16 protein-coding genes are annotated in these 22,911 nt (G+C 72.1%); 8 read left to right on the forward strand and 8 right to left on the reverse strand.

The features are described from left to right. Nucleotides 1–46 precede the first annotated feature (46 nt). Nucleotides 47–1,042 (reverse strand): NADP-dependent oxidoreductase, encoded by a 996-nt coding sequence (locus tag WH85_RS22295; RefSeq protein WP_045743899.1) that lies wholly within the window; start codon nucleotides 1,040–1,042, stop codon nucleotides 47–49. Nucleotides 1,043–1,337: 295 nt separating this feature from the next. Here WH85_RS22295 and WH85_RS22300 point away from each other — a divergent pair, with 295 nt between their 5' ends. Together WH85_RS22300 and WH85_RS22305 are read left to right on the forward strand one after the other, a co-directional pair. After that, entirely contained in the window at nucleotides 1,338–1,883 is a 546-nt protein-coding gene (locus WH85_RS22300; protein WP_045743900.1) for a TetR/AcrR family transcriptional regulator, read from the forward strand. A gap of 99 nt (nucleotides 1,884–1,982) precedes the next feature. Further along, nucleotides 1,983–3,716, forward strand: a complete 1,734-nt coding sequence (locus WH85_RS22305; protein WP_045743901.1) for a M28 family peptidase — start codon at nucleotides 1,983–1,985, stop codon at nucleotides 3,714–3,716. 65 nt (nucleotides 3,717–3,781) lie between these two features. On the opposite strand, the gene WH85_RS22310 is transcribed toward WH85_RS22305, so the two are convergent. From WH85_RS22310 to WH85_RS22320, 3 genes are read right to left on the reverse strand one after another with little or no spacing between them, the layout of a single operon-like run. Further along, on the reverse strand, nucleotides 3,782–8,563 hold the full coding sequence (locus WH85_RS22310) for a DUF4011 domain-containing protein (RefSeq protein ID WP_045743902.1): 4,782 nt from the start codon (nucleotides 8,561–8,563) through the stop codon (nucleotides 3,782–3,784). A gap of 39 nt (nucleotides 8,564–8,602) precedes the next feature. Next, nucleotides 8,603–9,217, reverse strand: coding sequence for a TetR/AcrR family transcriptional regulator (locus WH85_RS22315; RefSeq protein ID WP_045743903.1), 615 nt, complete (start codon nucleotides 9,215–9,217; stop codon nucleotides 8,603–8,605). 11 nt (nucleotides 9,218–9,228) lie between these two features. Then, on the reverse strand, nucleotides 9,229–10,827 hold the full coding sequence (locus tag WH85_RS22320; RefSeq protein WP_045743904.1) for an MFS transporter: 1,599 nt from the start codon (nucleotides 10,825–10,827) through the stop codon (nucleotides 9,229–9,231). A gap of 272 nt (nucleotides 10,828–11,099) precedes the next feature. On the opposite strand from WH85_RS22320, the gene WH85_RS22325 reads away from it, so the two are divergent. From WH85_RS22325 to WH85_RS22335, 3 genes are all read left to right on the forward strand, one after another. Continuing rightward, nucleotides 11,100–12,125 (forward strand): aldo/keto reductase, encoded by a 1,026-nt coding sequence (locus WH85_RS22325; protein ID WP_045743905.1) that lies wholly within the window; start codon nucleotides 11,100–11,102, stop codon nucleotides 12,123–12,125. Nucleotides 12,126–12,246: 121 nt separating this feature from the next. Further along, the gene (locus WH85_RS22330) at nucleotides 12,247–12,714 is read left to right on the forward strand and encodes a ricin-type beta-trefoil lectin domain protein (RefSeq protein WP_157411160.1); all 468 of its coding nucleotides are present in this window, start codon (nucleotides 12,247–12,249) and stop codon (nucleotides 12,712–12,714) included. 143 nt (nucleotides 12,715–12,857) lie between these two features. Then, on the forward strand, nucleotides 12,858–15,437 hold the full coding sequence (locus WH85_RS22335) for a putative bifunctional diguanylate cyclase/phosphodiesterase (RefSeq protein ID WP_052720671.1): 2,580 nt from the start codon (nucleotides 12,858–12,860) through the stop codon (nucleotides 15,435–15,437). 171 nt (nucleotides 15,438–15,608) lie between these two features. Here the strand turns inward: WH85_RS22335 and WH85_RS22340 are convergent, their stop codons facing one another. Beyond that, nucleotides 15,609–16,586, reverse strand: coding sequence for an STM4015 family protein (locus tag WH85_RS22340; RefSeq protein WP_045743907.1), 978 nt, complete (start codon nucleotides 16,584–16,586; stop codon nucleotides 15,609–15,611). Nucleotides 16,587–16,765: 179 nt separating this feature from the next. On the opposite strand from WH85_RS22340, the gene WH85_RS22345 reads away from it, so the two are divergent. Continuing rightward, nucleotides 16,766–18,904 carry a hypothetical protein gene (locus tag WH85_RS22345; protein ID WP_045743908.1) on the forward strand — a complete coding sequence of 713 codons (2,139 nt, stop codon included), beginning with the start codon at nucleotides 16,766–16,768 and terminating at the stop codon, nucleotides 18,902–18,904. Nucleotides 18,905–18,991: 87 nt separating this feature from the next. Here the strand turns inward: WH85_RS22345 and WH85_RS22350 are convergent, their stop codons facing one another. Next, on the reverse strand, nucleotides 18,992–19,447 hold the full coding sequence (locus WH85_RS22350) for a hypothetical protein (RefSeq protein ID WP_157411161.1): 456 nt from the start codon (nucleotides 19,445–19,447) through the stop codon (nucleotides 18,992–18,994). 226 nt (nucleotides 19,448–19,673) lie between these two features. On the opposite strand from WH85_RS22350, the gene WH85_RS22355 reads away from it, so the two are divergent. Continuing rightward, the gene (locus WH85_RS22355) at nucleotides 19,674–20,819 is read left to right on the forward strand and encodes a DUF2157 domain-containing protein (protein WP_045743910.1); all 1,146 of its coding nucleotides are present in this window, start codon (nucleotides 19,674–19,676) and stop codon (nucleotides 20,817–20,819) included. 92 nt (nucleotides 20,820–20,911) lie between these two features. Here WH85_RS22355 and WH85_RS22360 read toward each other — a convergent pair whose 3' ends face one another. Then, nucleotides 20,912–21,247, reverse strand: coding sequence for a cupin domain-containing protein (locus tag WH85_RS22360; protein WP_045743911.1), 336 nt, complete (start codon nucleotides 21,245–21,247; stop codon nucleotides 20,912–20,914). 106 nt (nucleotides 21,248–21,353) lie between these two features. Here WH85_RS22360 and WH85_RS22365 point away from each other — a divergent pair, with 106 nt between their 5' ends. Then, nucleotides 21,354–22,370 (forward strand): peptidase C39 family protein, encoded by a 1,017-nt coding sequence (locus WH85_RS22365; RefSeq protein ID WP_045743912.1) that lies wholly within the window; start codon nucleotides 21,354–21,356, stop codon nucleotides 22,368–22,370. Nucleotides 22,371–22,378: 8 nt separating this feature from the next. Here WH85_RS22365 and WH85_RS22370 read toward each other — a convergent pair whose 3' ends face one another. Further along, entirely contained in the window at nucleotides 22,379–22,897 is a 519-nt protein-coding gene (locus tag WH85_RS22370) for a hypothetical protein (protein ID WP_045743913.1), read from the reverse strand. Nucleotides 22,898–22,911: the final 14 nt, after the last annotated feature.

Genomic DNA, 22,911 nt, shown 5'->3' on the forward strand with positions numbered 1-22,911 from the left:
TGACATGGCGGCCGGGCACCCGAAAGGGCCCGGCCGTCATCAGTTCTCAGGCGACGGTGAGGACGATCTTGCCGCGGAGGTGACCCTGGGCGGCCCGGGTGTGGGCCGCGGCGGCGTCGGCGAGGGGGAACGTGCTGTCGACGGCGGTGCGGACCGTGCCGGCGGCGAGCAGGTGGGCGAGCTCGGTCAGCTGGCGGCCGTTCGAGCGGACCTGGGCGCTGGAGACGGTGATCTTGCGGGTGGCTGCCTCGTCCGGGTCGACGGCGCCGAAGAACACCGGGAACAGTGCGCCGCCGTCCCGGATGGTCTGCAGGAAACGGCCGGTGTGCGGGCCGCCGACGGTGTCCAGGACCAGGTCCACGTCGCGGACGGTCGTGGCCGGATCGGTGGTGGTGTAGTCGATGACCTCGTCGGCGCCCAGGTCGCGCAGGAACCGCCGGTGGCGGCCGGACGCGACCGCGATCACCCGGGCGCCGCGCCACTTCGCGAGCTGGACCGCGAAGTGGCCGACGCCGCCGGCCGCGCCGTTGACCAGCACGGTCGTTCCGGGGCCGAGAGGAACCGGGCGGTGCGTGAACGGCTGGAACGGAGACGGGTCGTCGTGGCCGAGGTCGATCAGGAACTGCCAGGCGGTGAGGGCGGCCATCGGGGCGCCGGCGGCCTGCACATGGTCGACGCCGGACGGCTTGCGGGCCAGGTCGGTGGCGGGGGCGGTGACGTACTCGGCGTAGGTGCTGCCGCCGAAGCCGGGAAAGCGGAGCATGCCGAACACCTCGTCGCCGACCGCGAGGTCGCCGGCGTCCGGGCCGGCCGCCTCGACGACACCGGACACGTCGGTGCCCGGGATCAGCGGCAGGGGGATCGGCGGTCGCATCGCCTCGGGCATCACGGTCATGCCGTCGCGCACGTACCAGTCCGGGGGGTTGATGCCGGCGGCGTGCACCCGGATCAGCACCTCGCCGGGCCCGGCGACCGGGGCCGGGATCTCCTCGTGGCGCAGTACCTCGGGGCCGCCGAACTCGTGCAGTCGGATCGCCTTCATGGTTCCTCGTTTCCGTAGGCGGCTAGACACGTCTCGTGGTCAGGGCGCGAAGCCCGTCCGCGTGGTGACTTCAGGCGCGCTGGGCGCCCCAAATCACCACACCCGTGGTGGTGTGTTGATTACGGGCGTGCTGGGCGCCCCAAATCACCACGCCCGTGGTGGTGTGGTGATTACGGGCGTGCTGGGCGCCCGAAGTCACCACGTGGGTGCTGAGCGCGTAACGTGTCTAGAATGCTCCAAGTGGAGCGGTGCTCCGAATATATGGAGCAGTGCTCCGATTGTCAAGGAGGGGTGCATGCGCGCCGATGCCAGGAAGAACTACGACCAGCTGCTCGCCATCGCTAGCACCGTCGTGGCGGAGGGCGGCGCCGACGCGTCCCTGCGCGACATCGCCCGGCGCGCCGGGGTCGGGCTGGGCACGCTCTACCGGCACTTCCCGACCCGGGAGGCGCTGCTCGAAGCCCTGCTCCGGACCGGGTTCGACGCGCTCACCGCCAAGGCCGCCGACCTGGAGGCGGCGAGTGCGCCGGGGGAGGCGCTGCGGGTGTGGCTGCGCGACTTCATCGCGAACGCGACCACCTATCGCGGCGTCACCACGGTGATGATGGCCGCCATCGAGGACCCGGACTCGGCCCTGCATGCCTCGTGTGTCGCGATGCGGGCCGCCGGGGCGCGCCTGCTGGCCCGGGCGCAGGCCGACGGTGCGGCGCGCGCCGACATCGACGGCACCGATGTGTACGCCCTGGCGGGCTCCCTCGCGTGGATCGCCGACCAGCCGGGCTTCGCCTCCCGTGTGGACCGGCTCGTCGGCGTCGTCACCGGGGCCATCCTGACCGCCTGACACCGTACAGGGATATAGATGTTTCGATATCTTGTGCGTGGTGGTGAATTCCTGTTCTCCTACGGCCAGCCATGATTCGGCTCGACCCTAGGAACCCTCATGAGACTCAAGACGGTGACGGCACGACCTGCCGTAGCTGTTCTCGCCGCGGCGGCGCTGGTCCTCAGCGCCCTGCCCGCGGCGGCCGCCGCCACCCCGCCGGCGAGCACCACACCCCTGCTGGCGGCCGCACCCGTCGTCGACGTCGCCAACGTCAACGCCCACCTGCAGCAACTGCAGACCTTCGCCACCGGCAACGGCGGCAACCGGGCCACCGGCACGGCGGGGCACACCGCGACGACGACGTACCTGCAGCAGAAACTGCAGGCGGCGGGGTACACCGTCACCGTGCAGACCTGCACCACGTGCAGCGGTTCCGCGAAGAACATCATCGCCGACTGGCCGGGCGGCGACACCGCCAACACCTACATGTTCGGCGCCCACTCCGACAGCGTGTCGGCCGGTCCGGGCATCAACGACGACGGCTCCGGGACGGCCACGCTCCTGGAAGCCGCACTCCAGCTGGCCGCGAACAACCCGACCATGACCAACCACCTGCGGTTCGGCTGGTGGGCCGGGGAGGAGCAGGGGCTGATCGGGTCCAAGTTCTACGTCAACTCGCTGACCACGGCGCAGAAGACCGCGATCAAGGCGTACGGCACCTTCGACATGATCGCCTCTACCAACGGCGGCTACTTCGTGACCGGCACCGACGCCGTCGCCGTGAAGCTGCGGGAGTACTTCACCTCGATCGGCGTGCCCACCGAGACGTCGACCGAGTGCTGCAGCGACGACGGCTCGTTCCGCAACGCCGGCATCCCGTCGTCGATCAACTCGACCGGGGCGAGCTACACCAAGACCAGCGCCCAGGTGACCAAGTGGGGCGGCACCGCCGGGCAGGCGTACGACCCGTGCTACCACAAGGCCTGCGACTCGTACCCGTCGAACGTCAATGTCACCTCGCTGGGCCGGTGGGCCAACGCCGAGTTGTACGCGCTCTGGAACCTCACCACCGGCAGCGCTCCCGCCGACGACTTCTCGGTCGCGCTCAGCCCCGGCACCGGCGCGGTGACCCCCGGCTCGTCGGCCACCGTCACCGTGAGCACGGCCACCACCTCCGGCAGCGCGCAGACCGTCGCGTTGACGAGTTCCGGCGCACCCACCGGCGTCTCGGTGAGCTTCAGCCCGGCGTCGGTCACCTCCGGCGGATCGTCGACCATGACCATCGCGGCCACCACGGCCGCGGCGGCCGGGGCGTACACCATCACGGTGACCGGAACCGGCGCGGCGGCCCACAGCGCCACCTACACGCTGACGGTGAACGGGACCGGCGCGTGCACCGGCGCCGGCCAGAAACTCGGCAACGAGGGCTTCGAGAGCGGGACGACACCGTGGACCGCCGCGACCGGGATCATCGGCGCGAACACCGGTGACGGCGCGCCGCGGACCGGCACCCGGGACGCGTTGCTCAACGGGTACGGCTCGACCCACACCGACACCCTGTCGCAGTCGGTGACGATCCCGGCCGGGTGCAGCGCGTACACGCTGTCGTTCCACCTGAAGATCGTCACGTCGGAGACGACCACCAGCACCCAGTACGACAAGCTGACCGTGCGGATCGGCAGCACCGCGCTGCAGGTCTTCTCCAACCTGAACGCGAGCGCCTACACCCTGCGTTCGTACGATGTGGCGGCCTTCGCCGGGCAGACCGTGACGGTCGGCTTCACCGGGGTGGAGGACTCCTCGCTGAAGACGTCGTTCGTCATCGACGACACGGCGCTCACCGTCAGCTGACGAGCGCCGGCCCGGCGCCATGCAGTACCGGCCCGGCACCACGCGCGGTGCCGGGCCGGGCGTCGTCACGGATGCGGGCTCAGGTCCCGCAGTGGCGGATAGTCGGTCAGCGTGACGCGGCGCGGACCGGCGGCCCGTTCCAGCGCGGACCGCAGTCGTGCCTCCTCGCCGGCCCGGTCGCGGTACCAGGCGACCGACCAGACGCGGTGCAGGTTCCAGCCCAGGCCGAGCAGCACCTGCTCGCTGATCCGGTCCCGGTCGCGGGCGGCGGGGGAGCCCGCATAGGCCGCGCCGTCGCAACGGATGCCCAGGGCGTACCCGGCATGGGGTTGGTCCGGCAGCCGGACGCCGATGTCGACACGACCGCCGGCCCAGCCCAGACCCGGATAGGCGGGGTAACCCCAGGACCGGACCGTCTCCAGGACCGAGGCCGGCAGCGGGCCGTCGGCGGCCTGGTCGGGGGCGGGCACCACCTCCAGGACCGTGGGACCGTGTTCGGCGTAGTCCAGGTAGGAGGCCAGCAGCCGGACACCCTCGTTGTCGGAGGCGGGGATGTCGCGGGCGGTGATCGAGGTGACGATCTCCACGCGGTAGCGGGCCCTGGTGATCGCCACGTTGAGGCGCCGCCAGCCGTTGGGACGGTTCAGCGCGCCGAAGTTGCTGCTGATCTTCCCGGACTCGTCGAAGCCGTAGCCGATCGAGAAGATCATCACGTCGCGCTCGTCACCCTGGACGCTCTCCAGGGACTTCACGAAGAATCCGTGCAGACGGTCGTCGTCGAGGATGCGCTCCAGTTCGGGACGGCCCGCCGCCACCCGCTCGACGGCCCGCTCGATCGCCTCCGCCTGCGTCACCGAGAACGTGACCACCCCCAGTGACAACCCGGGACGCGTCGTGAAATGGTGCACGATCCGCTCGGCCACCCGGTCCGCCTCGACCACGTTGTCCCGCGACGTGCTCCGCCGGTAGACACCCCCGGCCGGGATCAGGGCGACCCCGGTGTCCGGGCCGCCGGCGGTGGCACTGGGGAACACGCTGAGACGTCCCTGGTAGAACGCGTGGTTGGAGAACGCGATCAGGGACTCGTGACGACTCCGGTAATGCCAGCCCAGCCCGAGACTGCCGAACGCGCCGCACCCCTTCGCCAGTTCCAGCACCGATTCGAAGTCGAGGACCGCCAGGTCACCGGCGCTGTCGGAGTACCCCCGGTCGAAGAACGACGTGGGCGGAAGCTGACGGTCGTCCCCGGCGGCGATCAGTGCGTCCGCCCGGTAGATGCAGTTGATCGCATCGGCCGGCGTGACCTGCGACGCCTCGTCGAAGATGACCACGTCGAAACGGATGTCGGCCGGCAGCGACTGACTCACCGTCAACGGCGACATCAACAGGCACGGCCGTAGCCCGAGCACCAGGTCCCGGGCCTGCGCCATCACCTCGCGCACCGGCAGGTGCCGGCTCGCCTTCATCGCCTCCCGGCGCAACAGATCCGCGTCGGGGCCGTCGGTGGCCGGCCGGCGCCCGGTGACCGCCGCCGCGATGTCCGTCACCGCGGTCGCCGCCAGCCGGGCGTCCAGGGTCCGGAACTCGGCGACCAGCCGGTCCCGGTCCGCCGAGCGCCACGGCCGCAGCCGGTGATCGGACTGGATGATCGCGTCGGCCCAGGCCCGGTACATCGCCCGCTCGACCGCCGGGCGCACGTCGGCCGCGGCCAGCCGCCGGTCCGCGCAGAACTCGACCACGCCGTCCAGGCCGTACCCGCTGAGCACCGCCCGGGCGTCCTGCGCCGCGAACCATTCCTCCTGCCCGCCCGCGTCGTCGCGGATCCGCTGCAGGAACGCCGCCGCCCGCTGGTAGTCGCCGAGCTCACCGGCGAGACCGTCGCGCCGCTCCGCCGCGAACGCCTCCAGCAGTTCGGCCCGCGCGGAACTCCACTGCTCGGACAGCTTCGCCAGCCCGGCCACCGGGCGCAGGTTGCGCAGCGCGTCGCCCTGCGCCGGGCTCAGCGGGGCGTCGGCGCCGGTCAGCAACCGCCGGGCCGTCGCCGCCCACTCGATGGCCTCGGCCAGGGCGATCTCGTCACTCTCACTGTCACGGTACGCGTCACCGAACACGTCCCCGTACCCCGCGGCATGCCCGGCCAGCGCCGCCTCCGCCGCGGTCACCTCCTGACGCAGCCGCCCGAGCCGGAGCACCTCCGCATAGTCCAGGTGCCGTCCGGTCGCCACGTCGTACGCGTGCACGACGGCGGCCACCGCGGCCAGCGCGTCGGCGTGCGCCCGCAGCCACCCGGCAGCCGCGTCGACCGGGCCGGTGAGCAGGTCGGGACGGTCCGCCGCGTACGGCCCGGAGTGCCGTCCGAGCACGGTGTCGCGGGCGGCCGTCGCGGTGCGGATCACCTCCGGGTCCGGGCTCGGCCCGCAGGCGTACGCCGCGACCGCCCCCATCGCCGCCGCGGGCGCCAGCCGCAGTGCCGTCTCGGCGACGTTGAGCGCCTCCTCCAGGGCGGCGAAGTCCGTCGCCGCTCCCTGCCAGTACCGTCCGAGGGCCGGCCCGTACGCCTGTTCCGCCGCTGCCAGGTCCTGCCGCGCCCGCTGCCAGGCGACCGCCGTCTCCAGTCGCGGCAGCGCGTCCCGCACCGCCGCCGTGGGCAGCACGAATGCCGCCACCACCCGACGGTCCCGCCGGTACGCCCCGAGCATCCGCCGCCAGCCCCGGTGTACCCGGGCGAACCGGTCGGCCAGTTCCTCGACCGGCTGGGTGAGGATCGCCTCGGCGAAGAACGGCCGGGCCCGGACCTCGGCGGAGAGCAGGTTCTCCAGCGATCGGCGCAGCGCCTGCGCGCCGGTCGCCACGGTCGCCGCGACGCCGGGGGAGAACCAGAACGGCTCCGGCTTGTGCGGGCGCGCGCCGAGTTCGACGAGCGCGGCGACCCGGCCGATGTCGGCGACGGTGACCGCCGGCGGCAGCCCGAGCTTGCCGGTGACCCGGTCCAGTGCCGCCCGGTGCCGGTCGAGTTCGTCGGCGGCCTCGGTGCAGGCGCGGGCCTGCCGGTCGGCGTCGGCGGCGGTGAGTGTGGTGAGGTCGGCGGCCGGTGGGGTGAGGGCGCTCAGGTCGGGCGGTTCGGGCAGCCCGGCCGGGGCGGGGAGAGCCGCCCACGGCACCCCGGCGCGGCGGGCGGCGTCGTCGCGGGCGGCGCGGACGGCGGTGAGGTCGCGGGACAGGCTGTCGGCCGCGGCACGGACCGGATCGAGCGTGGTGTCGGTGAGCCAGGCGTCCGGGACCCGGGCCGGGCGGCGGCCGGCGTGCACGGCGAGGGCGGCGAGCACGGCGGCGTCGTCCGGGCCGGCCAGCCCGAACGCCGCCACGGCGGTCTTCTCCGCCGCAGCGGTACGGGCCAGCCCGGTCAGGGCCCGTTCGGCGCGCGACAGCACCGCGTCCAGCGGTTCGCGCCGGGTCACGTCGAGCCAGGGCAGGTCGTCGCGGTCCAGGGTGCGCCAGGAGGCGGCGAGCCGGTCGGTGGCCTGCAGGATCCGGCGGACCGCCTCCGGGGTGACCGCGGTGGGGGCGATCACCGGCACCGGGGCGGCCGGCGCGTCCTGCAGGCGGGCGCAGAGACCCAGCACGTCGTGCAGGGTGCGCCCGAGCGGGCGGCGGACTTCGTTCATCGCGTACGCGTACGCGGTCAGCTGCTCGCGCCGTTCCCGGGTGCCGCGCCGGTCGGTGTCGGTCTCACCGCTGACCGGTGCGGCGTCCAGCGCGGCGGCGAGGGCGGTCGCCACCTCCTTGCGGCCGGCCTTGCTGCCGTGCAGCTCCAGGACGTGCCGGTCGAGCCCGGCCTCGGCGAGCCGGTGGTGCACGACGTCGAGCGCGGCGGCCTTCTCCGAGACGAACAGGACCCGTTTCCCGGCGTGCAGCAGCCCGCCGATCATGTTGGCGATGGTCTGCGACTTGCCGGTGCCGGGCGGCCCGTCCATCACGAAGCTCTGCCCGGCGACCGCGGCGGCGACGCAGGCCCGCTGGGACGCGTCGGCGTCCAGCACCAGTGGGATGTGTTCGGGTGCGGCGACCCGGTCGACGTCGCCGGCCGGGATGGGGGTGAACCGGAACGCGCCGGTCTGCCGGCCGTCGGTGGTGGCGAGCGCCTGCACCAGCGGGTGGGCGACGATGCGGTCCTCGTTGACCAGCAGGTCCCGGTAGATCGCCTCCTTGTGGAAGGTCAGGCAGGACAGCAGGATGCCGCGTTCGACGTGCCAGCCCTTGCGGCGGGCGACCACGGTCTGCAGGGCGGTCCACAGCGCCTGCACGTCGTCGTGGCCGCCGGTGGCCGGGGGTTCCAGGCCGAGGCGGCGCAGCCGGATCGCGAGGGCCGGGTTGAACACCGCCTCGTCGTCGCGGATCCGCAGGCGGGGCGGGTCGCCGGGGCCGTCGGCGACCAGGTCCACCGGCAGCAGCAGGACCGGGCTGGCCAGCGGGGTCTCCTCCTCGTCACGCCAGCGCAGCAGGCCGAGGACCAGGTGCAGCACGGACACGCCCCGGTCCAGATATTCCTGGCGGCCGCGTTTCATCATCCGGCGCAGCACCAGGTCCAGGGACTGGTCGGGCAGTTCGGTGCGGAACCGCTCGGGCCCGGTGTGCCGCTGCGGGTCGGCGCCGGTGCCGACCAGCCCGTGTTCCCCGCCCTGGCGCAGCGCCTCGACCACGGCCTCCGGTTCGGGACCGACGATCTCCACCAGATCGGGCTGGTCGATCGGGAAGTTGATCAGCCGGTTGGTGTCCCCAAGGTCGACCAGGCTGTCCCGCCAGGCGTGCAGGGCGGCCCGGACATCGGTGGAAGGGCGGTCGCTCATGCACCGATTGCACCAAAAGTTAACTTTTCTCGCAGGTGTTTACCGAAGTGCGCCGCGCAGCACCGAGTCCAGCAGCCGCTCCGCGAAACCCTCCTTGGGCATCTCCGGATCCCAGGTCGGCAGGGACCGCGCCATCGACGGTGCGGTGAGCAGCAGCACCGTCATCTCGACGTCCAGGTCCTCGCGCAACTCGCCGCTCGCCACGCCACGCCGCAGCACCGAGCGCATCACCTCACGGCGGGGCTCGATCACCGCCCGGTACATCCGGCCCAGCTGCTCGTCCTTCATCAGCTCCGGAATCAGGCAGGCGGTGATCCGGCCGTAGTGGCGGGCCCGGGTGTTGCGGTTCGCGACCATCAGGGCGAGCAGGTCGTCCCGGACGGAACGCTCCTCCAGCACCGGGACCGGGCCCTTCATGCTGCCGACCGCGTCGATCAGCAGCGCCTCCTTGTTGGGCCACCGGCGGTAGATCGTCGCCTTGCCGACCCCGGCGCGGGCGGCCACCGCCTCCACCGAGATCGCGGCGAAGCTCTGCCCCTCGGAGAGCATCGTGAGTACGGCCTCCAGGATCGTCTCGTCCGTCTGGGCATTGCGGGGCCGGCCAGGAGCCTTACGCTCCTGGCCGGTTCCGGATGGTGCGCTCGCCGTGGTCATGGCAACTATTGTTAACTGCCGGTTTCCCGGCCGGCCAGGACGATGCCCTGTTCTTCGGCGAGGGCGGTCTCGGCGGTCGGTTCCGGGGCGTTCGCCGGGCGCTTTCCGGGCAGCCAGATCACCGCGACCAGCGTGCCGAGCAGGGCGAACACCATGGTGCCGACGGCTGCGGAGTGCATGGCCGTGATGAAGGCCTCGTTCGCCGCGTCGAGCAGCGGGGCGGCGGCCGGCCCGGTCTGGGCGGCGACCGCGTACGCGCCGGACACCGAGTCGCCGGCGATCTCGGCGGCGGCCGCGGGCAGGCCGTCGGTGGCCGAACCCAGTTCGCCGCGGTAGACCGAGGAGACGACCGCGCCGAGCACCGCGACGCCCAGGGCGCCGCCGAGCTGGCGGATCGTGTTGCTGACCGCCGAGCCGACGCCGGCCTTCTCGCGGGGGAGTGCCGACATGATCGCCTCGGTGGCGGGCGGCATCACGTTGGCCATGCCGACGCCCATCACGAAGAACGAGACGCCGACCACGGCGATCGGGGTGTCCGCGCCGATCAGCAGCCAGATCGACAGGCTGGCCGCGACGAGCAGCAGGCCGACGGTGCTGACGGCCTTGGGGCCGTACCGCTTGACCATGGTGGCGCTGAGCGGCGCGAAGATCATCTGACCGACGGCGAACGGGACGAACAGCGCGCCGGAGGCGAGGGGGCCGTATCCGCGGACCAGCTGCAGGTAGAAGGCGCTGAAGAACAGGGAGCCCATCGAGGCGAAGAAGATCAGGCCGACGATGCCGACCGAGGCGGAGAACTGCCGGTTGGTGAACAGCCGCACGTCCAGGCTCGGGAACTCGATGCTGCGCTCGTACAGGATGAATCCGACGATGACCAGCAGGCCGGCGGTGATGGTGCCCCACGCGGCGAGTGCGCCGAAGCCGTCCTCGCCGCCCTTGATCACGCCGTAGGTGAGCAGGGTCAGCCCGATGATCGACATGACGACGCCGAGCCAGTCGATGCGTCCCGGCTTGGGGTCCTTGGACTCCGGGACCAGCAGGGCGACCAGCGCCACCCCGATGATCACGATCGGCACGTTGATCAGGAAGACCGAGCCCCACCAGAAGTTCTCGAGCAGGATGCCGCCGACGACCGGGCCGATCGCCACGGCCAGGCCGACCGAGCCGGCCCAGACGCCGATGGCGCGCGGGCGCTCGGTCGGGTCGAAGACGTTCGCGATGATCGACAGGGTGGCGGGCATGACCGCGGCCGCGCCGAGGCCCATCACCGCGCGGGCGGCGATCAGCTGGTCGGGGGAGGAGGCGTACGCCGAGATCAGCGACGCGATGCCGAAGACGACGAGGCCGACGGTGAGCGAGAGTCGCCGTCCGAGGCGGTCGGCGAGGATGCCGGCGGTGAAGAGCAGGCCCGCGAAGACCAGCGTGTACGAGTTGATCGACCACTCCAGCTCGCTCTGGGTGGCGCCGAGCCCGTGCTCCGGGTCGGCGATCGTCTTCATGGCGACGTTGAGCACGGTGTTGTCGAGCACGACCACCAGCAGGCTGATGACCAGCACGGCCAGGATCGCCCAGCGCCGCGGATGGCCCGCCGGCGTCGGTTGGTCAGTCATGGGTCCCCCGGAGATCAATTCAGATACGGAACCGTTCCGTATCTGCGGAGGAAATATAAAACGGAACCGTCTCGTATTGCATCGCCCGGAGGAGTGACGCCAGTCACATGATCGTCTACAGTGGCCGCCATGGAAGCCCTCAAACCATGGCTCATGGGTCTCTGCATCGGCGGCGTCGTGCTGTTCACCCTCTTCGTCATCGCGATGATCCTGGCGGTCCGCAAGATATGAGGGTTGATCTGGAGCGCGCTCCAGGTCATAGCGTCGAACCCATGGAAACGATCGAACTCGGCCGTACCGGAGAACACGTCAGCCGTCTCGCCCTCGGCGCGATGCAGATGGGCAGCGCCACCGACGAGGACACCTCGGTGCGGATCCTCGACCACTACCGCGACCTCGGCGGATCCTTCGTGGACACCGCCGACTGCTACGAATGGTGGTCCACCCCCGGCAGCCGCGGCGGCGAGAGCGAGGAACTGCTCGGCCGCTGGCTGCGCAAGGGCGGCCACCGCGACGAGATGTTCATCGCCACCAAGGGCAGCGCGCTGCCGGCCCACTCACCCGACCTGTGGGCCGCCGACGGCACCCCGAACTGGGAACTCGCCCGCCGCACCTTCGCCGGCGCCGGCGCGGACACCCTGCGCGCCGCCGTCGACGGCAGCCTGCGCCGCCTCGGCACCGACCGCATCGACCTCTACTACGTGCACGTCGACGACCTGTTCACCCCGCTCGAGGAGAGCCTCGAGGCCCTGCACGGCCTGGTGGTCGCCGGCAAGATCCGCCACATCGGCTGGTCCAACGTGCGGACCTGGCGGCTGGAGAGCATCCGCCAGCTGTGCTCGCGGCACGGCTGGACCCTGCCGGTCGCCGTCCAGCAGCAGCACTCCTACCTGCGGACCCGCGGCGGCCACGACACCGCCTCGATCGTCGGCGGCGAGCAGCTCGACTACCTGAACCGGCACCGCGACCAGACCCTGGTCGCCTACTCGCCGATCGTCAAGGGCATCTACGACGACCCGGCCCGCCGTGCCGAACACTGGATGATGGAGGCCTACGCCGGCCCGGACAGCGACGCCCGCCTCGACGCGGTCACCACCCTCGCCGCCGAGCTCGGTGTCACCCCCAACCAGCTGGTCCTGGCCTGGCTGTTCCACCAGACCGAGCCGCCGGTGCTGCCGCTGATCGGGCCGCGCACGTACGAGCAGTTCACCGACCTGCTGCCCGCCCTGGACCTCGAACTCGACGCCGGCCACCTCGGCCGCCTCGACCGCGCAGGCTTCCCGGCCAGCGCCGGGTGACGGTCGCCGAAGGGCCGGGCCGGGCCGGAGCGGGACCGGGGTTCCCTGATCCGGGGCAAATCGCTTCCGGCTCCCCGGAGAGGCCTACCGTTGACGGTGGCGGGATCGGGAGGTGGGCGCCGTGACGGACTTCAGCCGGGTGGCCGGGGTCGCCGCCGTGCTCCTGGCGCTGCCGTCGGTGCCAGCCGTGGGTGCCTCCGACGGGCCGGCGCTCTCCTGGATCCGGAGCGGCACGACCGGCCAGTGCCTCACCGTCGGCTGGGCGGTGGACAGCTCGGTCGTGGCCACGCCACTGCCGGTGGGCCTGGCGGACTGCCGGGCGTCGTCGCCGTTCCAGCAGTGGACCGTGAACGGGCTGCTGATCCGCAGCCGGATGTACGGGCGGTGCCTGCAGTCCGACGGGGCCACGGTCGAGGCGGCCACCTGCACCGGTGTCGCCTCCCAGCGCTGGGCCGAGGACGCGGGGCGGATCCGGCACACCCCGGATCCGGACGGCGACTGTCTCGTGGCGGGCGCGTCCACCGTCGGCGTCGATGGTTGCGCGAACGGCGGCACCGGGCAGCTCTGGACCGTCACCGCCGTCGGCTGATCCCGGCCGGAGCGGGCCGGCCGCGGGCGACGCCGCTCGGCGGGGCCTCACGCAGGCGTACCCGCGAAAGAGCCGCCGGAGAAACGCCCGGCTGGTGTCGGGCAAGGGGTCAACAACGGGCCGCAACTGACGATCGTCAGGGTGTGAGCGAGGCGCCGCGGAGAATCCGCGTGCTGGGCGTGCTGGGGCTGTTGACGGGTGTGGCTGTCGCACTCGTGCTGCTCCGGCCGCCCGGAACCGCCGCGATCATCCACGCCGTGGCCGTGCTCTCCACCGCTCTGACCGCCCATGTCTGTTTCCGGATGATGCGGTACCCGGGGCTCGGCCCGCCGTCGCGGGCCTTCTGGCGACGCAACCTGATCGCCATCAGCACCATGACCGTCGCCGAGATCTGCGGCCTGATCGCGGTGCGGGAGCCCGCGGCGACCGGTCCCGGCACCCTCCTGCGGTTTCTCGCCGCGACCTGTTTCGCCTGGTCGCTGCTGCGGCTGTCGGCCCACGTGGACAGCGGGGCGCAGAAGGTCGCGCTCGGGCTGGACATCACCACGGTCACCGCCGGCACGATGATCATTCTGGGGCATGTGGTCCTCGCCGACGTCATGCAGGCCGGCGCGGGCATCCCGCCGCAGACGATGGGGCTGCTCATCACCAGCACCGTCGGGATCTTCCTGGTGACCCGGCTCGCTCTCGGCGGCGGCGGGCTGCTGCCACCACGGTCCCTGATCGCGATCGGGGCGGGCGCGTGCGCGGGTGGGATGGTGCCGCCGGTGGGCATGCTGCTGCTGGGCTGGGCCCCCGGCACTCCCGGCAGCGAGGCGCTGCTGATCGGTCCGCTGCTCGCCAACCTGGGCGTGGGGCTGACCGGTCGCTTCCAGCTCGCCGACGCGGGGACCGCCGCTGCCGCCGGCATCCCGGGGACCTGGCGCAGGATGCTGCCGTACGCGTCGGTCGTCGCCGTCGACGTGCTGCTGCTCGCCCGCCTGCACCACGACGACGACAGGCTGACGCTGGTGACGGTGGGGGCGGTGTTCCTGACCGGGTTGGTGGTGGCCCGCCAGATCGTCGCCGCCCGGGAGAGCGAGGTGCTGGACAAGCGCTTCCGGCTGCTGGTGCAGAACTCGTCCGACATCATCTCGATCTCCGACCCCGAGGGCCGGGTGACCTACTGCAGCCCGGCGATCCACCGGGTCCTCGGCCTGGCGGCGTCCGTCGCCGTCGGCACCCGGGTCGCCGACTGGTCCCACCCCGACCAGGCCGATGACCTGCGGGACTGCTGGACGAAGACGCTGAGTGGCCCGGGAGCCTCGGCTACCTGCCGGATCCAGGTCCGCAACAGTGCCGGTGAATGGCGCTGGATCGAGATCGTCACCTCGAACCTGCTGCACGAACCGAGCGTCGGCGGCATCCTCACCAACAGCCGCGACGTCACCGAGACGACCCTGGTCCAGGCGAAGCTGAGCCACGAGGCGACCCACGACGCGCTGACCGGGCTGGCCAACCGGGCGCTCTACACCCGGCGGGTGGAGGCGGCCGTCGTCGCCGGCGCGCCGTTCAGCATCGCGCTGGTCGACCTGGACGGCTTCAAGAACGTCAACGACACCCTCGGCCACGCCGCCGGGGACGCCCTGCTCATCGCGGTGGCCGAACGGATGACCGCGAACGTCCGGGCCAGCGACACGGTGGCCCGGCTCGGCGGCGACGAGTTCGCCATCCTGTTCGACGGGCTCACCGGCGCTCCCGTGGACCGGGTGCTGAACCGGATCGCCGAGGCGCTGCTGATCCCGGTCGCCGTCCAGGAGAAGCTGATCTCGGTGCGGGCGAGTTTCGGCGTGGCCGACGCCGACGGCGGTGACGTCGACGAACTGCTGCACAACGCGGACATCGCGATGTACGCGGCGAAGGTCCGCGGCGAGGGCGGCCACGTCCGGCACCGCGCGGGCATGAGCATCCAGGCCCGCCACGACACGGCCGGACCGCTGCGGACGGCGATCGACGACGGTCAGCTGGTGCTGCACTACCAGCCGGTCGTCACGCTGCCGGACGGGCGCCCGGCCGGCGTCGAGGCCCTGGTCCGCTGGCAGCACCCGGAGCGGGGGCTGCTCGGTCCCGGCGAGTTCGTCCCGCTCGCCGAGGAGACCGGCCTGATCGTCGCGCTCGGCGCATGGGTGCTGCGCGAGGCGGTACGCCAGACCGCCGCCTGGAGCCTCGACCACGGGGACGCGGCGCCCGGCACGGTGGCGGTCAACGTCTCCGCGGCCCAGCTGCGCGAGGACGGCTTCGCCGCGGAGGTGGCGGCGGTGCTGCGGGACGCGGGCCTGCCGGCCGCCCGGCTCTGCGCCGAGATCACCGAGAGCACGGCGATCGGCGGCGGCGCCACCGCGCAGAACCTGACCGCGTTACGGGAACTCGGCGTGCGGCTGTCGCTGGACGACTTCGGCACCGGCGCGGCCACCCTCAGCACGCTCGCCGCCTGCCCGGTCGACCAGATCAAACTGGACCGCTCGTTCGTCGACGGCCCGGACGCGATCCCGGAGGCGGTGATCCAGCTGGCGCACGCCCTCGGCATCGAGGCCGTCGCCGAGGGCATCGAGACCCCGGAGCAGGCGGACCGGCTCGCCCGCCTCGGCTACGAGCTGGCCCAGGGCTACCTGTTCGCCCGGCCGATGCCCGCCGCCGCACTGTCCGCCTGGTTGCCGGTAGCGTCGTCACATGGACCGGCCTGAACGGTGACGCCGCCCGCCGTCCGTACCCGCGACGAGATCGCCGCACTCCTCGACGGCTGGGACCTGCTGCCGTCCGGCCTGGTCCCGATCAGTCAGTGGCGGCCCGGCCCGGACGACGCACCCGCGGCCGCCCTGAGCGTGCTCGGGGCGTGCTCGGGGCGGCCGGCCGGCTCACTCGCTGATGCTGATGTAACGCTCGTCGGAGTCGCCGTCGACCCCGAGCTGCGGGTCGGAGGTGTCCACGTCCACGCTGGCCAGCTGCTCGTCGAGCTGCGCGGCCATGTCGTCGGTCAGGAAGTGGTGCTCCACGGACAGCCGCCGCAGGTGGGTCAGCGGCTGCCCGGCGAGCAGCGCCTCCGCGCCCGCGTCGGAGAGCGCGCCGAGGGACAGGTCGAGCTCCTCGAGGCGGGCCACGACCGGGGCGTGCGACACCGCGGCGGCGACCTCGTCGGCCAGCTCGGCGTTGCGCAGGCCGAGGTAGCGCAGCTTGGGCAGCCGGTCCCCGGCCAGCACCCCGGCCAGGTCGTCGACGATGGTGGCGCTGCCGCCGTACCACTCGGTGCCCAGGTACAACTCCAGGTGCTCGAGGGCGGGCAGATCGCTGGCGCCGACACCCCGCGCCACCGGGCCGGGCAGGCCGCCGCCCTCGAACACCAGACGGCGCAGGTGCTCGTGGCGGACCGCGGGGAACTCCAGGCCGTCGGAGCCGCGGACCTGCAGATGCTCCAACCGGGGTGCGGCGGCCGGCAGCGGCGTCACGTCGGCCTGGTGCACCCAGGAGATCTGGGCGGCCCGGTCGATGACGTCACCGACGAACAGGGCCCGCAGCCGTGGCATCTTCGCGACCGCCGCGGCGATCCGCTCGATGTCCGGGGCGTCCTCGTCGCCGTCCGCGATGATCAGGGCGGTGGCGACGTCGCCGTACTGCGCGACGAACTCGTCCAGGTCCATGCCGCCGCTCAGGTCGGCGATCTCGGGCCGCTGCCGGCGGTCGTCCGCGCAGGTGGAGCAGGGGCAGCCGCCGCTCCACAGGCCGCCGTAGCTGAGGCGCCAGGCGACGGCGGCGGGGTCGGGGGTGTCCGCCAGGCCGGGGAAGTATTCCAGGGCGGGCAGGCCGGCGAAGGACCGCAGATGGTCGTCGTTGTCCATGGCCGGGCACGATAACAGCGCCCCCCGACACCTTCGGCCCGGACGCCCGCAGGGTCGCATGGGGAGTGTCCGATCTCGATGCTCTGGCGGGGTGATACTGCCCTCAACGGCGAGGGACGGACCAGGCTCACCGAAGGTCATACAGTGATCGCGATAAGTCAGACCTATCGGGGAGTCTTGTGCTTAAGCGTTATCCCGTACCCCTCATCGCCATCCTCGCACTGATCCTGTCGTTCGCCGTGACGCCGGTGACCCCGGCCGCGGCGGCCGTCGTGACGCCCGCAGCCGGGCAGTACGTGCCGCTCACCCCGGCCCGCATCGTGACCAGCACGCTGGTGACCGCCGGCAGGATGCTGACGTTCAACCCGCTCGGTAAGGGCGGCGTCCCGGCCAGTGGTGTCGCCGCGATCGCGTACCAGTTGCACGCGGCGGGCACCGGCAACGGCACACTGACCGCGTTCCCGGCCGGCAACAACACCCCCGGCACGTCCGATGTGAACTTCGTCGCGGGGGAGACGGTCGACAACGCCGTCATCACCAAACTCGGCACCGGCGGCCAGGTCTCGATCACCAACGGCGCCACCAACGGCGCGTCCGCCACCGTGTACATCGACGTGGTCGGCTATTACACGGCCGCCGGCTCCACGGTGACCGGTTCCACGTTCGTGCCTCTGAAGCCGGTCCGGATCGTCAACGGCGGCACCACCACGACCGGTGGCACCCTCGACGTGGCGCCGCTCGGCACCGGTGGCGTTCCGCACAGCGGCGTCACCGCCGTGGTCGCCCACGTCACCGCGCAGTCCGGCACGGCGGGCGCGTTCCTCGCGTACCCGAACGGGATCACCCGCCCGGGCGCCTCCGACCTGCACTACGGCACCGGCGGCCGGTACACCGCGCAGACCACGGTGAAGCTCGGCGCCGACGGCACGTTCCGGATCTACACCACCACGGCGGCGTCGCTGTGGGTGGAGATCGTCGGCTACTACCAGGACGCCACCGGCTCGGCGACCGGCTCGCTGTTCACCCCGGTCACCCCGGCCCGGCTCCCGGGCACGCGGCCGACCGTCGCGGCCGACTCCACCGACACCTTCTCGCTCGCCGGCGTCGGCGGGGTGCCCGCGACCGGCGTGTCCGCCGTCGCGTTCAACGTGACCGCGTACTCGGAGACCGGCGACGCGGCGGGAGGCCTCAGCGTCTACGCCTCCGACGAGAGCACCCCGGTCGCGCGTCAGCTGTCCTACCAGGCGAACACCCGCCGCTGGCCCACCCAGCAGACCACCCACCTGGGCCAGGACGGCACGTTCGCGGTCCGCAACGTCGGTGCCGGCGCCGTCGTCATGCTGTTCGACGTCCACGGCTATTTCACCCCCACCGGGGTACGCGCCAGCCGGCTCCCGTGGAACTCCGGTGTCAACCCGCAGGGCCAGAACACCGCGCGGGCCAACCAGTTCGCGGAATTCCGTGGCGCCGCCGTCGACAACGTCACTCTGTTTCCGAAGCGCGACAACTGGGACGTAGCACTCGAGGACGCGGCCCAGCTCGTCGTGAACGGTCTGCCGGACGGCTTCAACCCCACCCGTGACGACCTGATCATGACGCTCCCGCTGTGGCCCGGCGGCGGCGTCAACCACGTCGGCTTCACCGGCACCCAGGCCCAGTGGCAGAAGATGGCCACGACGATCGCGAGCGGGGACCCCAACGCGTACGTACGTCTCGGCTGGGAGATGAACCTGGGCGGGTACTGGGCGCTCACCGAGGACAACCAGGCGGACTGGCAGGCCTCGTTCATCCAGGCCGTCCAGTGGATGAAGGCGGCCGCACCCGGCCTGCAGTTCGTCTGGAACCCCAACAAGGGCCACGACCAGACCTGCAGCAACGAGTGCAGCCTGCAGGTACTGGACGAGGTGCACGAGTACATCGACGTGTACGCCATCGACTCGTACGACTCGTGGAACCCCGACCTCGGCGATGCCGGCCGCACCGAGCATTACGACGGCTACCGGCGTCTCAACGAGTCGCTTGCCATCGCTGTCAAATACGGCAAGAAGTTCGCGGTCGCCGAGTGGGGTGTCGCCTGTACCGAGCACACCAACCCGGATCCGCAGCTGGACTGCCAGTGGCTGGGCAACTCCGGCGGTGACAACCCGCAGTACATCGAGGACTACATGAACTGGTTCGCGGCCCACGCCGGGGACCTGGCCTTCGAGTCGTACTTCGACGAGCCGGCCGACTACATCCGCTCGGCCCTGAGCGTCACGCCGCTCGGGCCGCTGGCGCCCGCGGCGTACCAGGCGAAGGTCGCCGCCAACCGGATGTGACCCGCCGGGCGACAATGATGTGACGAATGCCGCCGGGGCATCGGAGGGAGATCTCCGATGCCCCGGTCCGCCACGGAGAATATTTTGTCATTCCTTGGCGACGGTGAAATAGGCCTTCACCGTCGCGGTTCCCGAATAATGGACGTCGCACGTCAGTTCGTCCGGGGCCTCGCACGTGATTTCGTCGTCGTCGGTGTCCCACGGGTGATTCCAGTAGATCTCGACGTCGCCGTACTTGGTCCGGTAGACGACGGTCGCCTCGGTGCCGCTCTGGTGCCCGTCCGACCGGGAGCCGAACGACGCCTTGCCGTTCTTCTTGATTTTGGCGGGCGGCCGCTTGGTCCACTCGCCCTCGTCGAGTTCGAGCTGTGAACCGACCAGCTTGAGCTGTACGGGACTTTCGTTCGTCACGTACGCCAGGACCTTCCGGCCGCCCTGGTCGGCGTGTGCGATCCCGGGCAGTGCGCCGATCGTCCCGACGGCCACGAATGCCGCGGCTCCGGCACCTCGGATCAGTCTGCTGCGGAATGGGGACATGGTCATGTGACGTCCTTTCCTGGGACCGGCTCATCGGTTCCCCATGACCCCATCACGGCGATTGACCGCACCACAATGTCGTTACCTCGAAAGGGCGTACCGCTCTGTCCGGTAATGATCTGGTCAACAATTCCACCGACATTGACGTCATTCTTTTCGGAAGATCCTCCGCGAGGGGTGGCGTGGCCTTGGCATGATCATGCGCGTCGAACCAGTGGGTGGAGGAGACGAAGTGGACCAGCCCGAGGATCAACCGGCGCCGCCGGACGAGCGCGCCGGCGAGCCCGCGCCCATGTCCGCGCCCATGTCCGCGCCCACGTCCACGCCTGCGTTCGAGCCGGTGTCCGAGCCGGTGGACAGCGGGCGGCTGAGTGCCGCTCTCGACCGGCTCGTGGGGCGCGGCGAGATCACGTCCGCGCAGGCCGGGGCGGTGCTGAGGGAGTACCGCGGCCCCGGCGACGCGCTGCGGGGCCCGGGACTGCGGCGGCAGCTGGGGGAGATCGCCGGGTATCTGGGGGCCTCGTTCGTCGTCGGGGCGGTAGCGCTGTTCCTCGGCGAGGAGTGGGAGGTGCTGGGGCGGCTGGGCCGCGTCGCGATCCTGGGCGCCATGACGGCGGTGCTGTTCGCCGCCGGTGTGGCCGTGCGGTGGCGGGCGGCGGCACCCGGTGCCCGGTGGTGGCGGCCCTGGCCCGGCGACAGCGTGCGGCGGCGGCTGGCGAGCACGCTGGTGACCGGCGCGGCACTCGCGGCCGGCGTCGCCGTGTACGCCGGCTTCGACGCCGACCCGGTCAGCTTCTCGCCGCCCGCCTATGCGCCTCTGCTGGCGTCGGCGGTGGGGCTCGCCGTGGTGATCCTGGGATACCTGCTGGCCCGCAGCGCGCTCGGTCAGCTCGCCGCGGCCGTCGGGGCGTTCTGGACCATGGGGAACCTGCTCGACGTGCTGAACCTCGACGACATGGCGGCGTACGGTGCCGGATCTCTGCTGCTGGGCCTCGCCTGGGTGGGTCTCGCCTGGCAGCGGCTCGCCGTCGAGCACCGGTTCGCGCTGGCGATCGCGGTGACGTTCGGCCTGCTCGGCGCGCAGCTGATCGTCGGCGGTGACACCGGGGCTCAGAACCATCTGGGGTACGCGCTGACGGCGCTCGTCACCGGCGCCTGTTTCGCGGCTTACGCGCGGCTCCGCGAATGGGTCGTGCTGGTCGGCGGGGTCGTCGGCGCCACCCTCGTGGTGCCGGAGTTCCTGTACGACGTCACCGGTGGCGCGCTCGGCACCAGCGGCGTGATGCTCGTCGCGGGTGTCACCCTGCTCGGCGGCAGCCTCGCCGGTCTGCGGTTGCGCAACACCACCACCGAAGCCGCCGCCGTCACCGACGGGTGACGGCGGCCCGGACGGGCGGCTGCCGCAGTCGCGCAGCCGCCCCAGTCGCGAGCCGGTCTCCGTGGGGCGTCTGTCTCAGTAGGGCGGCTGTCTCAGCCGCGGGGCACGACGACGGTCAGCAGCACGGCGGAGTCCTCGTCGGCGAGGAGCTCGTGTCGTTCCCGGGTGACGATGACGTGGTCGCCGGTGCCGCCGGTCCAGGACTGCGTCGCACTCTTGACGGTGACCCGGCCGGTGAGCACCTGCAGCGTCGACTCGCCGGGGCTGTTGTGCTCGGCGAGGTGCCGGCCGGCGGCGAGGGCGATCACGGTCTGCCGCAGGTGGTGCTCGTGGCTGCCGTGCAGGGTGTGCGCGCTGCGCCCGCTGTGCGCGGTGCGGGCCTCGTCGAGGAGCCGGGTGGCCAGGTCGGTGAGCGCTGTCGACTGCATGGGTTCTCCCGGGGTCGGTAGGGGACGAGGCCCCATTCTCGCCGGACCGTCCCGGCCGGACACGGGCCGAAGGTCACGGCTGTGACCGCTCGGCGACAATGCTCGAATGATCACGCCCTTCGACCGTTCAGCAGTCCCGGCGGACCTCGTCCGGCTGGCGCCACCGGAGGTGCTCCGGCGGTGGACCGGACCGGACCGTGGCTACCACGATCCGCGCCTGGTGGTGACCGTCGACGCCGACGGCACGTGGACCGGTGCGGCGCTGGTCACGGCACGCCCACGCACGGCGTACCTCAAGATCGTGGATGTCGTTGGTGTGGTGCCGCCGGTGTGTGACGAGGTCGTGGCGTATGCCCGCCGGTCCGGAATGGTGCAGATCAAGTGGGAGGGCTGGACGGCCGGTCCGGCCACCGGGTTCACCGCGATGCTGCCGCCGCTGCCGTCCGGGCCGGGCAGCGCCGAACCGGGCGTCTCCTATGTACGCTGGCTCGCCGAACCGTCGGTTCGGGAGTCCCGCTACTACCGGCAGACGCTCGACTTCAGCTGCGGGGCGGTGACCGCGCTGACCGCGGCGATGCGGGCCGGTGACCTCGACGCCGCCGCGTTCGGCCCGGACGCCGAGGTCGACTTCTGGCGTGCCGCCACCAACTTCATGGCCTGCGAGCCGGTCGGCCTGGGCGTCGCGGTCCGGCGGGCCCGCCCGCACGTCCCGGTGCACATCGACCTGGACACCGACCAGCCGGTGATGCTCGGCCATCTGACCGAACGGGATCAGCAGTGGCGGGCCCGGCTGCAGAGGCGCTCTCGCGACGAGGCGGCGGAGGCCGGTGTGCCGGTCGAGTCCCGGCGGCTGCCGATCGACGAGGTTACCCGCCTGACCCGGGCCGGAACGGACGTGCTGCTGCTGATCACCGCCGACGCCCTGCACGGGGTGGCGGTGCCGCACTGGCTGCTCTGCCACGGCACGGCCGGCGACACGGTGGTCACCGAGGACCCGTTCGTCACTCCGGGGATCGGCGAGAGCTGGGTCGACGGGCACCTGCTGCCGATCGCCGCCGCCGACCTGGACGCGATGGCCGCGATCGACGAGGGCGGCCACCGGGGCGCGGTCCGTCTGGGCTGACGCCGGGCTCAGGCGAGGGCGGTGACGGCCAGGACGAGGGCGGCCCCGGCGAAGACGACGGTGTTGCGGACGTACTGCTGGATCCGCACCCAGGCCGGGAAGCCGCTCTCGGCGGCCTTGAGCAGCGCGGGCACGTCGACGCGCAGCAGCACCGGGTCGCCCTTGCGCCGGAAGGCGGCCCGCACCGAGTCGGCGGCGGTCAGGTTGCTCCACACGATCAGCCCGTTGCCGAGCAGGACGAGCGGCATGAACACCCAGCCGAGCGTCTCGCCCCAGGGGTTGCCGGCCAGGTTGAGCGCGGCCAAGGTGACCATGACCGCGGCGACGCCGGCGGGGGCCGCCGTCTCGTGGCCGGAGGCGTCGAAGCTGATGCCGTTGTCGGCCAGGACCGTGCCGGGCACCCTCTGACGGGCGAGTTCGGCCTCGGCGGCGGCCGCGGCGGTGGTGCCGTAGCGGTGGCGTACCACGGGGATGCTGACGAAGGCGACGGCGATGAGCAGTTGCAGGATGGCGGCGAGTGTCGGCACGGGGCTCCTCAACG

This window comes from Actinoplanes rectilineatus (assembly GCF_000962825.1).
Lineage (GTDB): Bacteria > Actinomycetota > Actinomycetes > Mycobacteriales > Micromonosporaceae > Actinoplanes > Actinoplanes rectilineatus.